General features: G+C 59.4%; 9 protein-coding genes. 5 read left to right on the plus strand and 4 right to left on the minus strand.

What is annotated here, in order from left to right; genetic code table 11:
* Positions 1-63 precede the first annotated feature (63 nt).
* On the minus strand, positions 64-1,551 hold the full coding sequence (locus ACX80Q_RS12445; protein ID WP_459330843.1) for an arylsulfatase: 1,488 nt from the start codon (positions 1,549-1,551) through the stop codon (positions 64-66).
* Positions 1,552-1,856: 305 nt separating this feature from the next.
* Here ACX80Q_RS12445 and ACX80Q_RS12450 point away from each other — a divergent pair, with 305 nt between their 5' ends.
* The 3 genes from ACX80Q_RS12450 (at position 1,857) to ACX80Q_RS12460 (ending at position 5,044) form a co-directional block, all read left to right on the plus strand.
* Entirely contained in the window at positions 1,857-3,287 is a 1,431-nt protein-coding gene (locus tag ACX80Q_RS12450; protein WP_459330844.1) for an amino acid ABC transporter substrate-binding protein/permease, read from the plus strand.
* Positions 3,284-4,036: an amino acid ABC transporter ATP-binding protein gene (locus tag ACX80Q_RS12455; protein WP_459330845.1), complete on the plus strand. Its 753-nt coding sequence runs from the start codon at positions 3,284-3,286 to the stop codon at positions 4,034-4,036. The genes ACX80Q_RS12450 and ACX80Q_RS12455 overlap by 4 nt, the downstream gene beginning before the upstream one ends.
* 96 nt (positions 4,037-4,132) lie before the next feature.
* The gene (locus ACX80Q_RS12460; protein WP_459330846.1) at positions 4,133-5,044 is read left to right on the plus strand and encodes a glutaminase; all 912 of its coding nucleotides are present in this window, start codon (positions 4,133-4,135) and stop codon (positions 5,042-5,044) included.
* A 39-nt stretch (positions 5,045-5,083) separates the two neighbouring features.
* On the opposite strand, the gene ACX80Q_RS12465 is transcribed toward ACX80Q_RS12460, so the two are convergent.
* Entirely contained in the window at positions 5,084-6,262 is a 1,179-nt protein-coding gene (locus ACX80Q_RS12465) for a M20 metallopeptidase family protein (protein WP_459330847.1), read from the minus strand.
* Between the two features lie 180 nt (positions 6,263-6,442).
* On the opposite strand from ACX80Q_RS12465, the gene ACX80Q_RS12470 reads away from it, so the two are divergent.
* Together ACX80Q_RS12470 and ACX80Q_RS12475 are read left to right on the plus strand one after the other, a co-directional pair.
* Positions 6,443-6,643 carry an AsnC family protein gene (locus ACX80Q_RS12470; RefSeq protein ID WP_459330848.1) on the plus strand — a complete coding sequence of 67 codons (201 nt, stop codon included), beginning with the start codon at positions 6,443-6,445 and terminating at the stop codon, positions 6,641-6,643.
* Between the two features lie 443 nt (positions 6,644-7,086).
* On the plus strand, positions 7,087-7,740 hold the full coding sequence (locus ACX80Q_RS12475) for a hypothetical protein (protein WP_459330849.1): 654 nt from the start codon (positions 7,087-7,089) through the stop codon (positions 7,738-7,740).
* A gap of 1,297 nt (positions 7,741-9,037) precedes the next feature.
* On the opposite strand, the gene ACX80Q_RS12480 is transcribed toward ACX80Q_RS12475, so the two are convergent.
* Positions 9,038-9,430 (minus strand): helix-turn-helix domain-containing protein, encoded by a 393-nt coding sequence (locus ACX80Q_RS12480; protein WP_459330850.1) that lies wholly within the window; start codon positions 9,428-9,430, stop codon positions 9,038-9,040.
* A 1,910-nt stretch (positions 9,431-11,340) separates the two neighbouring features.
* Positions 11,341-12,765, minus strand: coding sequence for a type I glutamate--ammonia ligase (glnA, locus tag ACX80Q_RS12485; protein ID WP_459330851.1), 1,425 nt, complete (start codon positions 12,763-12,765; stop codon positions 11,341-11,343).
* Positions 12,766-12,786: the final 21 nt, after the last annotated feature.

A 12,786-nucleotide genomic window follows, 5' to 3' on the forward strand; every position in this document is an offset into this window, starting at 1 on the left:
TGCGAAAAGCGGGGACGGGCGCGGCCGCACGAGAAACTCTTGGGTTCCGTTCGCTGTGCTGCGCTAGGACTTCACCAGTCCGCGGGCGTGAGCCAGCATGGTGACAACGGCGGCACCCTTCAGCAATTCGCCGTCGTGCACAAACCCCTCCTCGCGTCCCGTGAGATCGGCAATGAGCCGACCCTTCCACAACGCCAGAAGCTCGGCGTGTTCGGGCAGCGGTGCCAGGTTGTGCAGCTCCCCGGGATCGGCATCCAAGTCGAAGAGCTCCTCCGTGCCCCAGCCGGAGGCCCACAAGTACTTGATGTGGCCGTCGGTGACCCACTGCAGCGACTGGCCAAAGTACACGTGCTCGCCGTGTAGCCATTCACGCCAGGGTTCGGGAACGGGCGCGCCGGCGGGGGAGTTGCGCACAAAGCGTGCCAGCGACTTCCCGTCACAGGATTCCGGCACCGGGACGCCGGCCAATTCCAGCAATGTGGGCATGATGTCACGCAGTTCCACCACCTCATCCACCACCCCTCCACGCTGCGCGGCAGGGTCGTTGGGTGCTGGGGTCACAATGAAAGGCACCCGCGCCGAGCCCTCATAGCCAACTCCCTTGCGGTAGAAGTCGTGGTCGCCCAGCATTTCACCGTGATCGGAGGTGAAGGCGATGATGGTGTCATCGGCCAGGGCAAACTCGTTCAGCGCTTCAAAGAGCCGCATCAATTGCATGTCGATCTGGGTCATGAGCCCGTAGTAGCCGGCCCTGGCCCGGTGTGTGACGGCCTCGGAGAGGGTGCCGAAGGCCAATTGGTGGTTCCCGTCCGTGCGCACCGATTCGTAATGGTGCTCCCAATCGCCCAGCCGCCGCTTGAAGGTCGGCAGATCCAGGTACATGTCCATGGCCCACGCCGGCGGATCGTACGGCGGGTGCGGGCGGTGGAAGGACAGGTAGAGGAAGAACGGAACCGTGGGGTCGCGCCGGTACAGCCATTCCACGGCTTGGGAGCCCGTCCAGGAGGTGGGGTGCAGGCGTTCGGCCTTGTCCCAAGGCCTGGCCACGGTGGAATTGCAGCCGGCCCCGTGGTCAAAGTACTCCTCGTCGGCGCTCACCCCGGGCTGGCGGCGCAGCCACGGGACGTAGTCGTCAAAGAACTTGAAGTCCCGGCGGTGTTCCTTGCGGGCAAAGTGCAGGAAGCCATCGTGCAGGATCACATCGTCAAAACCTACCCGGTTGCGCTCCGGGTAGACATGCAGCTTGCCAATGGCCTGAGGCTGGTAGCCGGCCCGCCCGAACTCGCCGGCCAGCGTGACGGGATGAACGTCGTCGAACTTCACGCCTTCCTGATAGCCCACCCGGCCGTGACGTTCCTGGGACTGGCCGGTGAACAGGGCCACCCGGGCCGGTACGCAGGTGGGTGTGGCGGAATAAGCGTGCCGGAACCGGGCCCCCTTGGCTGCCAACTCATCCAGGTGCGGCGTTTGGACGTGGGGATGGCCCTCGGCGCCCAGGCAGTCGCCCCGCCACTCGTCGACGCAGATCAGTATCACATTGGGCTTGTTCATGGGCTTCTTTCGCTTGGCGGCAGCGGCTGCGCGGGGGAGGTGTAACTCAAACCACACCCAGAATACTCGAGAAGTTCGTCTTGATTACTGGACGGAGCTGGTACAAAGGTGGGTGTAAATGGTAGGAACAGTGGCCTTCGTCTCGCATGATTTCGCTAAAGGCTGTAACGTCGAGGGGTACTTGATTCGGCCCAGGAGGGGCGAAGAACCGTTGTAAGGGAAAATTAATGCGAAAGCTACCACCCATACGGCGGCGTAGAGGCGGCTCATTTGCCGCTCTCGCCGCCTTTTTTACTGTTGTCATCATGTTCTTCGGCATGGGTGGCGCGTCGGCGCTGAGCATGCCGGCTCCGGCAACCGCCGTCTCCGCCGGCGTCCAGTCCGCTGACGTCAACGGTAAGACGTTCGCAATTGCCACCGACACCACGTTTGCGCCGTTTGAGTTCCGTGATGGCAATGGCGAGCTGGTGGGTATTGACATGGATCTGCTCCGTGCCATTGCCAAGGATCAGGGCTTTGAGGTGGACATCAAGTCCCTCGGCTTTGATGCGGCATTGCAGGCGCTGCAGTCCAACCAGGTGGCCGGTGTCATTGCCGGCATGTCCATCACCGACGAGCGCAAGAAGATCTTTGACTTCTCCGCCCCGTACTTTGACTCCGGCGTGCAGATGGCTGTTGCCAAGAACGACCAGGACATCAAGTCCTACGAGGGCCTGGCCGGCAAGACCGTCACCGCCAAGCGCGGCAGTGAAGGCGAAACCTTCGCCAACTCCATCAAGGACCAGTACGGCTTTAAGGTCAAGGCCCTTGCCGACTCCGCCACGATGTACGACGACGTCAAGGCCGGCAATTCTGTGGCCGTCTTCGACGACTACCCGGTGCTCGCCTACGGTGTCAGCCAGAACAACGGCCTAAAAATTGTTACCGAGAAGGAACAGGGCAGCTCCTACGGCTTTGCCGTGAACAAGGGCGCCAACGCGGACCTCCTGTCCGCCTTTGATGCCGGCCTGGCCAACCTGAAAGCCAACGGCGAATACGAGCAGATCCTGGACAAGTACCTTGCCAAGGCCGAGTCCACGGAGCAGGGCGGCTTCTTCGAATTGGTCAAGGACAGCTTCCCGGCCCTCATGAAGGGCCTCTGGCTGACCATTGTTGCCACGGTCCTTTCGCTGGCCATCGCCTTGGTCCTAGGTATCCTCTTTGGCTTCTGCAAGGTCTCCGAAAGTAAGATTCTGCGCGGCATTGCCACCACGTACGTTGCCATTTTCCGCGGCACACCGCTGCTGGTCCAGGCCTTCTTCTTCTACTTCGGCCTGCCGCAGATGACGGGGCAACCCATCGACGTTCTCACAGCGGGTGTGCTCACCTTGAGCCTCAACGCCGGTGCCTACATGACCGAAATTGTTCGTGGTGGCATCCAGTCAGTGGATCCCGGCCAGCTGGAAGCCAGCCGCAGCCTGGGTCTGGGGTACGTCACTTCCATGCGCCGGGTGGTGGTGCCGCAGGCGATCAAGATCATGACGCCGTCGTTCATCAACCAGTTCGTCATCACCTTGAAGGACACCTCCTTGCTGGCTGTCATTGGCTTCGCGGAGCTGACCTACCAGGGCCAGCAGATCTACGCATCCAACTTCCGCACGGGTGAAACCCTGCTGATCGTGGCAGCCCTGTACTTCATTGTGATCACCGCCTTGACCCAGCTTTCCAACGTCCTGGACAGGAAGTTCAACAAATGAGCGCAACCGCAACTGACAAGTCCGCAAAGATCAGTGTCCGCGGCCTGAAGAAGTCATTTGGCTCCAACGAGGTTCTCAAGGGCCTGGACGTTGACATTGCCGAGGGTGAGGTGGTGTGCGTCATTGGTCCCTCGGGCTCGGGCAAGTCAACGTTCCTGCGCTGCCTGAACAAGTTGGAGGACATCACCGCCGGCACCGTCACTGTCAATGGTTTTGACCTGACGGACGCCAAGGTTGACCTGAATACCGTCCGCCAGAACATTGGCATGGTGTTCCAGCACTTCAACCTGTTCCCGCACATGAGCGTCATCCAGAACATCATGCTGGCCCCGGTGGAGTTGAAGAAGCTTGACAAGTCCGGTGCCCGTGACAAGGCCATGGAACTGTTGCGCCGCGTGGGACTGGCCGAGAAGGCTGACGCCCGTCCGGCGTCGCTCTCGGGTGGCCAGAAGCAGCGTGTGGCGATTGCCCGTGCGCTGGCCATGAACCCCGGCATCATGCTCTTCGATGAGGCCACCAGCGCCCTTGACCCCGAAATGGTGGGTGAGGTGCTGCAGGTGATCCGCGACCTCGCCGCCGAGGGCATGACCATGGTGGTGGTGACGCACGAGATGGGCTTTGCCCGCGAAGTAGCCGACCGTGTCATCTTCATGGATGCAGGATACATTTGCGAGGAAGGCACCCCCGAGGCCATCTTCAGCAATGCCCAGCAGCCGCGGTTGCAGGAATTCCTCGCGAAAGTCCTCTAACACGCTGTGAGGGGTGGCCGGCCTTGGTGCCGGCCGCCCCTTCTGTTTTAAGTTTTCAAGGGTCGACGCCGGCCCAACAGTTAAGGAGCGCACGCCGTGGATCTGCAGAGCATCCTTGAAGATATTGTGACCCATGTTGCGCCGCTGTGCCGACAGGGCGAAGTTGCCTCCTACATTCCCAGTCTTGGTGTTGTATCGCCGGATAATTTCGGCATCTGCGTGGCCACGGCCGACGGAGCCATCTACGGGGCGGGGGATTGGCGCAAGCCGTTCTCGATCCAAAGTATTTCCAAGGTGTTCTCGCTGGCCCTGGTGATGTCGTACGACTACGATTCGATCTGGAAGCGGGTGTTCCGTGAACCCTCCGGAACCCCGTTCAACTCCATGATCCAGTTGGAGGCCGACCGGGGCATTCCACGAAATCCCTTCATCAATGCCGGCGCCCTGGTGGTCACGGACCGGCTGCTGACGTTGACGGGCGATGCTGCCGGAGCTGTGCGCGGACTCATGCGGCAGGAGGCTGGGAACCCGGCCATTGATGTGGACTCCGTGGTGGCAGCCTCAGAGGCCGACCATGGGCACCGCAATGCGGCCATGGCGCATCTGCTGGCAAGTTACGGGAACCTGGAGAATCCCGTTGACGACGTCCTGGCGAACTACTTTGCCCAGTGCGCCCTGGAGCTTTCCTGTGAGGACCTGGCCAAGGCCTCGCTATTCCTGGCCCGTGACGGCGTGTCCGCAGGCGGGAGCCCGTTCCTGCAGCCGAGCCAGAGCAAGCGGGTCAACGCCGTCATGCTGACGTGCGGTACTTACGACGCCGCGGGAGAGTTCGCCTACCGTGTGGGGCTGCCCGGCAAGAGCGGTGTGGGTGGCGGCATCGTGGCAGTGGTGCCCGGCCGCTGCGTCGTCACCGTGTGGGGTCCCTCGCTGGGTCCCAATGGCAACTCGGTGGCGGGCATGGCGGCCCTGGATGAGTTCACGGCCAAGACTGGCTGGTCCATCTTCTAGGGGCCGACCTTACCGGCCCCGACATCTCGCTGGTGTGGCCTAGCCTCTCGCCAGCCGCGCCCATGCCAATTCGGCCAGGGCCGCGGCCTGGTCGGCGAGTACGTCGTCGTTGAAAAGCACCTGGGGTGAGTGGTTGTAGGCGGGATTGTCAAGACCCGCAGGCGAAGCCGCCAGGAACAAGAAGGCCCCTGGAACTTTCTCCAGGACCAGGGCGAAGTCCTCCGATCCGGGCACAGGGTCCGCCAGCAGGTGGACCCGGCTGGAGCCAAAGGCCGCCGAGAGTACGTCGTGAGCGGCGGCGGCCTCGGTTGCATCATTCACAGTAACCGGGGCAATCGTTTCCAATTCCACCACCGCTGTGCAGCCATGGGCTGCGGCCAGGCCGTTGGACAGGGCGGTGATCTCGGCGCGGAGGCGCTCCACGGCGTCGGGAGTGAAAGTGCGCACGGTGCAGCCCAGTGACGCGCTGGACGGGATGACGTTGGGGGCGTCGCTGCCGCGCAGCTGGGTGGGTGTGATGACCAAGGGTTCAAACGGTGAAAATCTGCTGATGACAAGTGACTGCAGTTCCCCCACCAGGGCACCGATCACGGGCACGGGATTGCGGGCAAACATGGGCATGGAACCGTGGCCGCCGTGGCCCTCAATGGTTACGGTCAAATTGTGGGATCCGGCCATGGTGGGTCCGGGCTTGAGACTGAAAACTCCTGGCTCACCGGGTGTCACATGGATACCATAGGCTGCATCGACGGTGCGGCCGGCGGCCCCCAAAACGCCTTCGGCGATCATGGCAGCAGCTCCGGTGCACGTTTCCTCGCCCGGTTGGAACATGAAAACAACAGTTCCTGGGAGTTGGCTCCGCCGGGCGGCGAGCAGTTTTGCGGCACCCACCAGGGCTGCGGTGTGAAGGTCGTGGCCGCAGGCGTGCATGGTGCCGGTCTTTGCTGCGTAGCCAAGGTTGGTCTCTTCCGTGACGGGCAATCCGTCCATGTCCCCCCGCAACAGGACAACAGGCCCGTCGTGGGGGCCGCGCAGCACCGCCGTGATGGAACTCGATGTTGTGCCAAGAGTGATGTCGAGATCCGTGCCCGCGAGTGCGGCCAGGACGCGTGCCTGGGTGCGGGGCAATTCAAGCCCCAGTTCGGGCTCTCGGTGCAGCTCGCGGCGCAAATTGCGCAGCTCCACCTGCAGTAGTTTGGCGTCCTCAACAAATGACATGGGCATCCCTTCCGGCGTTGGAGCCCGCCAGGACCTTCTATCCTGGCCTGCCTTCGGAGTCTATCGTGAGGCGTTACTTGAACGCTCGGCCATGACGGGGTATGAGACAATCGCCTCGGTCAACTTTTATTGATGCACCGGCCAGTCGTCAACTAAAGTTGACCGCAGGAGGTGGTGGCTGTGAAGACACTAGTGGGAGACATGGATGGCTTGGGTCCCGCCGAGGCGCTGTACGCTGTTGCAGCATCCCGCAAGGAGCTGGCGCGCACGGAGTCGGAGATGGTTGCCCGGGCCCGCGCCGTCGGGCTGTCGTGGGAGGCCATAGCCCTGTGCCTGGGCGTGAGCAAGCAGGCTGTGCACAAGAAGTACGGCAAGCGCTAGTCCCCACGCCCTCCCCAAGCTCGCCCACCGTGCCGCCGCCGTGCCCTTAAACAGCGACGGCGTGCCAAACTGGCGAGGGCGCATGAAATTTCATACGTCCTGGCCAGTTTGGCACGCCGTCACATGGAGCCGGCCTCAGGCCGGCGGTGTCTAGCTAGCAGCCGTAGTAGAGCTCGAAGTCCCCAAGGGTAATTGGGTGGCTGAGAACTGGTGTTTGCCCCTTGTTCTAGGGTTTTTGCGGTTCAAATTCATTGGCGGAGAACGGGTTGCCGAGAACCACGTGCTGCTAACAAGCCACATATCTCGCTGGTGGCGTTCATGTTGTTTCATGGGTAGAACCGTGCGGCACGGGTTATCCGATCGATGGCTGCGGTTGGTGCGTGATTGTCAAAAAATACGCCATAAGCCATGGCGAAGTTCATGACTCGATGAAAAACTGAGCCATGAACTCGACGTCAAACAAAACCATATTCCACTATGGAATACCTAGGGAAACCTTGACGGCCCTGGGAAGTATGCTGGTGGCGGCCGCGGTGCTGGAAGACCAGATGCATCATGTTGCCCGTTCTCTATGTGTAAAGAATCCTGAAAAGATGCAACCAAAAGGAATTAGGCAGGCCATCAAGGAATCCATAGTGGCCCACAACGGGATGCCGGCATGGACGACTATTACTGAGGACGGTATTGGAGGTTGGTTAGATTCCGCGTTGAATGTGCTGGACGAACGCCATCGATTCGTTCACGCTTCCACGGCATTCTTGGTCGGAAACCCTGTGCCCATCGCTAGGCATATGAAAACGGGACTCAAGAAGCCCTTGACTGCCGATAGCGTCAACGCAGTCACGAAGAAGATTCAGTCGCTCATTGAGGCCGGAATGCAAATTGACTACGGTCTTATGGTGGAGCTCCGGACAGGCGCCTATCTGGACTATTACCCGCAAGAGGATGGCGAGTGCTTGGCGATAGTGGTACGCACAGACGGTCGTTGGCCTGTGCGGCCCACTGGTGAGGAAATCGCCGCCTTCTGGGACGCCAATGATGACCGCATTAGGTCTGGCACTGACTACCCGAGGAACTCACCGAGATTTCTAGACTGAGTCCCTGCTGCGTCCCTTGACAGGCTACCGCGCCGAGTTCGAACTCATGGGGTAGGCATGTCTGGGGCGTCTGTCGGCTACATGTGAACCCATTGCGGCACTTGCTATTGGCAAGAAAACCCGGTTGAAGGAATGACCGGCATTATGACGCCAGTGACTATTACGTCGATCGAAAAGCTAGTGCGTAGCGCTAACGGAGAGGGTCGTATGTGAAGGAAGTGGACCGGCCAGATGGGGTGGCTCGTTTTCCGGAACCAGCTGCCTGTGCCACATGGAAATAGTAAGGAGTACACAGAATCGAACATTCGTGCTGGTTGCGATCCTCTCCGGCTTGGTGATTGGACTCGGAGCAATATGCGCCCAAATTGTGGATCGAATACCAAATGCTCGATGTCATCTGGGCGGCTGGAGCCGCAATTGTAGTTGCTGTGTTGATGAAGAAACGCCGTGGACAAAGTTGATTGTTAGCTTAAAGGAGAATGTGACGCCGCAGATGCGTTACTGAAGTCGGCGAACAAGGCTTCGAAGGATGCTAACAAAGTTGGCGCTCAGAGATGGCGTGTCGGCTTTGCTGTTAGTGGAAGCCGCTGGGTTCTCTCAACCACAGGCCCACCAGATACGTGACGGTCCGCGATAAATGACGGTGGGTCCCACCCGATGATGAAAGGTGGGACCCACTGATTTCTTGAACAATTCTTGATTCAAGGTTTCTTGCCCAATTGGACAGAGCGTCCAGCGCTAGTACAACACCTTGGTAGGTTGCCTTCGATGCGGTGCGGTAGGCGCACGAGCCATACGGTTCGGGGCCGGGACGCGGGATCAGGGAGTCAGACGAGGTGCGGCTCTCGATTCAGTCTGTGAAACTACTCTTCTGGCTGTGAGTCTTCTTGTTCACGAGTATCCTCGAGTGTCATAAGGCTTGGCCTTGGTGCCTTGGTGTCGATCTCGAATTCTCGGTTCGCGAGGGAGAGTGCGAGCCTTCCCGTTCTTGCCGCGACATCGTATAGGTTTTCTAGTCCGATAGAGTTCCCGATTTGAGTCCTTTGGCTATCGGACATGTGATTCGTGTCAAACTCTTCAGTGGCTCTGATCATTCCACTGACACCAACATTGAATTCGAAGTCGCCACTGGCTCCCGCTAGAATTCCGACGGCTGAGTATCGGCCAGGGTCGTCTTCAGCCGCGTCGAGAAACACCGTCCAGTCCATGTGTCGATCTACGCTAGTGCCAAGCGGCGAAACTTGTACGGCGAAAGCTTCCGCATTCAGAAGATAGAGCCAATTCATCTCGTTCGTCATCAGTGCTGTGCCGCTAGCTGACGCCCGGCCATAACAACCATTGACGTCTTCATGGGCTGAAATGCCGTTGCGCGTCCTGCAGCCTCAACCTCAATTTCCTTGCGGGCCCAACTGATTCCGTCTGATACTTTGATCTCCAGTCGTGCGCCGATAGCCAGCGCATATCGTACTATCGTGCTCATTTTGGGATCGGCGTCGTAGCGCTCGAAATGCGTTATGGCTGTTCTGGAGACGCCAATAACGTCGGCCACGTTCTTTTGCGTCAAGTTGCACGATCGACGACGTTCAACCAATTCGTGCATCATGTCTTGGGTCTCTTCGACGAGACTCGAGGCCAATCGCTGCTGAGCGTTCGCCAAGTCTAGACCGACAAAATTCGCTACGGAGTCCATGGTTCTACCTTCCACTCTATGTTAGCTAAACATAACATCACCTTGCCGTTATTCCCCAAAGGCGGTGCTCCCCACTTTCGTAGATTTGGTTGGCCTCGCGAATGTGACGGTCCTGTACCCCGTCTGGGTCACCTGACCGCGGTTTTGGTGTCAAGCGCAAAGCGAGAAGGGTTGAAGGCAGTACTTTTGGTTCTGCGAAATACAGCCTAAGTAGATGACGGCGGGAGATGTCTTTGTGTCCTGGATTTACCTGAACTCGCAGTTCAAGGAGCCAGGGCTTGGTCGTAAGCTTCGCTACGTCCTTCCCTGATCCAAATCTAAGGCGCCCTCGCTCGGCATCTCGAAGTAGGCGATCGTAGGTAGCGCGTACCAGAAGCTTCTCTTGCCCCTCGATGCTGTCCAGGACGCGCATTGCGGAAGCTTTTTCTCTGCAGCCACCTGATTCATCTCGTGGCCAATCCCACTTGCCGCCAGTCCTCGTAGCTCGAAGACCCAACTGTTCAGGCTGTCGCTTTGCGGGCGGCGTTGGAACTGGCATGCTAGTCATTCCCCTAAGTGATCTAGATCGGAGTTCCAATCATAACCACGTCGGCCATCATCGAAGTCATCAGTACCGGACGCCGATAGGTGCGGTGCCGATGAACCTGGCGGGACTCGTGGGTCTATCAGGGCGACCAAGGTAAAGCAACTTCAACCAACAGGAACTATCTCTTTTTGGCCTTGCCCACCGGAAGTTTCACCGACTCTCACCCAACGAACTCTAGGTCATGGACATAACCAAGCGCCCCCAGAGGGGAAGGCAAGATCTATTGTCGCGCCGTCATGGATACCTCCACTCGGCGCATTTTCGGATAGTCGAACCACAGCAGCCAGCGTTCATCTCTTGTCGCCAACGCCTTGGATGTGGCAGTCAATAGCCAGTGTCGTGCACTGGTCTGATCCAAGCCGATCACGGCGTCCGGTTCACTTCATGGCGCTCACCAACAAGATCCGTTCGGCAGGAAGGACGCCACCATGCTTAACAGTCGGCGACGGATACGTCAATGCCAGTGACAAGAATCTTTCTAGTAGAGCTTTTAGACCGAAATCCTGACCCGGAGAAAACGGACGACCAGCACCGAACTAGCCACGGCAATATTTGAGTACAGCGATATCCTTTGCAATCGCCAACGACGCCATTCCGACTTGGACTATCGCGCCCCATCGAACAAGAGCTACACGCCAAGAACTCCAAACAATCGGCCTGACGTTCACTCCGTGTGGGCAACCAAACCTTGGGACGGGTCAGAGCTAGGCAAAGTCGGGTAAGTCGGTGGGCGGCTTCACCGCGCAGATGGCACCTGTAATTCTGCCGTGGCCAATGCGCAGCCGTGGAAACGAGTGTGGCGCCGCTTGTACGCTGGCGCCATGCCGGGTTGTCAGTAGGACAAAGGCCCAAAGCTGTCCCGGCTTTTGCATGACCCCGACTCTCAGGCTGGCGCATAAGCTGCCAACACCCCACGGCTGGCCACCAGCAGACTCTTATCGAACTGTAGGCCGCTCGGATGCGAGGTCGCCCCTATTCAAGCGGCCCAGCTCAGCCTATTTACATATCAGTTCCTTTCGCTTCCAACGTGATCTCTGAATGGCTCGACGGGATGGAAGTGCAGGCCAGGCTTCGGCATGCCTCAGCAAAGACGCCCTTGGATACCAGCAGAAAACCTGTGGCCAGACAAGGACGAGGCATCGCGTGCAGCGGTTGCCGGAGTCCTCGCGTCTCGCAAAAAGTCACCTGGCGGAGAGCAGGAGAAGGCTAGCTCACAAGATTTTGGACAAAGAAAAAGATGGGCCGGAACGCAATGTTCCGGCCCATCTTTGTGTCACAAGGCTTTACTCTTGCGGACTAAACCCCGTTTAGCCGCATGTTCTAGCTAGCAGCCGTAGTAGAGCTCGAACTCGTACGGGTTCGGGCGCAGTGAGAGCGGCTTGATCTCGTATTCGCGCTTGTAGTCGATCCAGGTGTCAATCAGGTCCTGGGTGAATACGCCACCGGCCTGCAGGAACTCGTTGTCGTTTTCCAAGGCGATCAGGGCCTCTTCGAGGGACTCGGGAGCCTTGGGGATGTCCTTGGCTTCCTCCGGCGGCAACTCGTAGAGGTCCTTGTCGATGGGAGCCGGGGGTTCGATCCGGTTCTTGATGCCGTCAAGGCCGGCCATCAGCTGGGCTGAGAAGGCCAGGTACGGGTTGGAGGAGGGGTCCGGTGCGCGGAACTCGAGGCGCTTGGCCTTCGGGTTGGAGCCCGTGATCGGGATGCGGATACCGGCGGAGCGGTTGCCCTGCGAGTACACCATGTTCACGGGGGCTTCGAAGCCCTTGACCAGGCGGCGGTAGGAGTTCACCGTCGGGTTGGTGAAAGCCAATACGGCGGAGGAGTGCTTGAGCAAGCCGCCAATGTACCAGCGGGCCATGTCGGACAGGCCGGCGTAGCCCTTCTCGTCGTAGAACAACGGGACGCCGTTGCTCCACAGTGACTGGTGGCAGTGCATGCCGGAGCCGTTGTCGCCAAAGACCGGCTTGGGCATGAACGTGACGGACTTGCCCCAGGCCCAGGCGGTGTTCTTGATGACGTACTTGAACTTCTGCAGGTCATCAGCTGAGTGAACCAGGGTGTTGAACTTGTAGTTGATTTCAGCCTGGCCGGCTGCGCCAACCTCGTGGTGGGAGCGCTCAACTTCGAGGCCCGCGGCATCCAATTCAATGCACATGGCGTCGCGCAGGTCTGCCTGGTGGTCAATAGGGGCAACGGGGAAGTAGCCGCCCTTGACGGGAGTCTTGTAACCGAGGTTTCCGCCTTCTTCCGCACGGCCCGTGTTCCAGTTGGCCTCTTCGGAATCGATCTTGTAGAAGGATCCCTGCGGTGTGGACTCGTACTGGATGTTGTCAAAGACAAAGAACTCGGCTTCTGCACCGAAGAATGCGGTGTCGGCAATGCCCGTGGAGGCGAGGTAAGCCTCAGCCTTTTCGGCAACGCCGCGAGGGTCGCGGTGGTACGGGTCGCCCGTACGCGGGTTCACGATCGAGAAGTTCAACGCGAGGGTCTTCTCCAGGCGGAACGTGTCAACAAAAGCTGTGGTGGGGTCCGGGATGAGCTGCATGTCCGATTCGGCGATGCCCTGGAAACCGCGGATGGAGGAACCATCGAAGAGCTGGCCGTTGACGAAGAAGTCAAGGTCTACAGTCTTGGCGGGCACATTGAAGTGCTGCTGGACGCCGGGCAGGTCGGTGAACCGAATGTCGACGAATTTTACATCTTCGTCCTTGATGAACTGAAGTACTTCTTCCGCGTTCTTGAACATCTACGCTCCTTGGCGCTGGGG

Source organism: Arthrobacter sp. HLT1-20 (assembly GCF_054510895.1).

Excerpts from the sequence above, each read along its gene's own strand:
- ACX80Q_RS12445 (WP_459330843.1), bottom strand. The coding sequence starts at position 1,551 with ATGAACAAGCCCAATGTGATACTGATCTGCGTCGACGAGTGGCGGGGC.
- ACX80Q_RS12450 (WP_459330844.1), top strand. The coding sequence starts at position 1,857 with ATGTTCTTCGGCATGGGTGGCGCGTCGGCGCTGAGCATGCCGGCTCCG.
- ACX80Q_RS12455 (WP_459330845.1), top strand. The coding sequence starts at position 3,284 with ATGAGCGCAACCGCAACTGACAAGTCCGCAAAGATCAGTGTCCGCGGC.
- ACX80Q_RS12465 (WP_459330847.1), bottom strand. The coding sequence starts at position 6,262 with ATGTCATTTGTTGAGGACGCCAAACTACTGCAGGTGGAGCTGCGCAAT.
- ACX80Q_RS12475 (WP_459330849.1), top strand. The coding sequence starts at position 7,087 with ATGAACTCGACGTCAAACAAAACCATATTCCACTATGGAATACCTAGG.
- ACX80Q_RS12480 (WP_459330850.1), bottom strand. The coding sequence starts at position 9,430 with ATGGACTCCGTAGCGAATTTTGTCGGTCTAGACTTGGCGAACGCTCAG.
- glnA (WP_459330851.1), bottom strand. The coding sequence starts at position 12,765 with ATGTTCAAGAACGCGGAAGAAGTACTTCAGTTCATCAAGGACGAAGAT.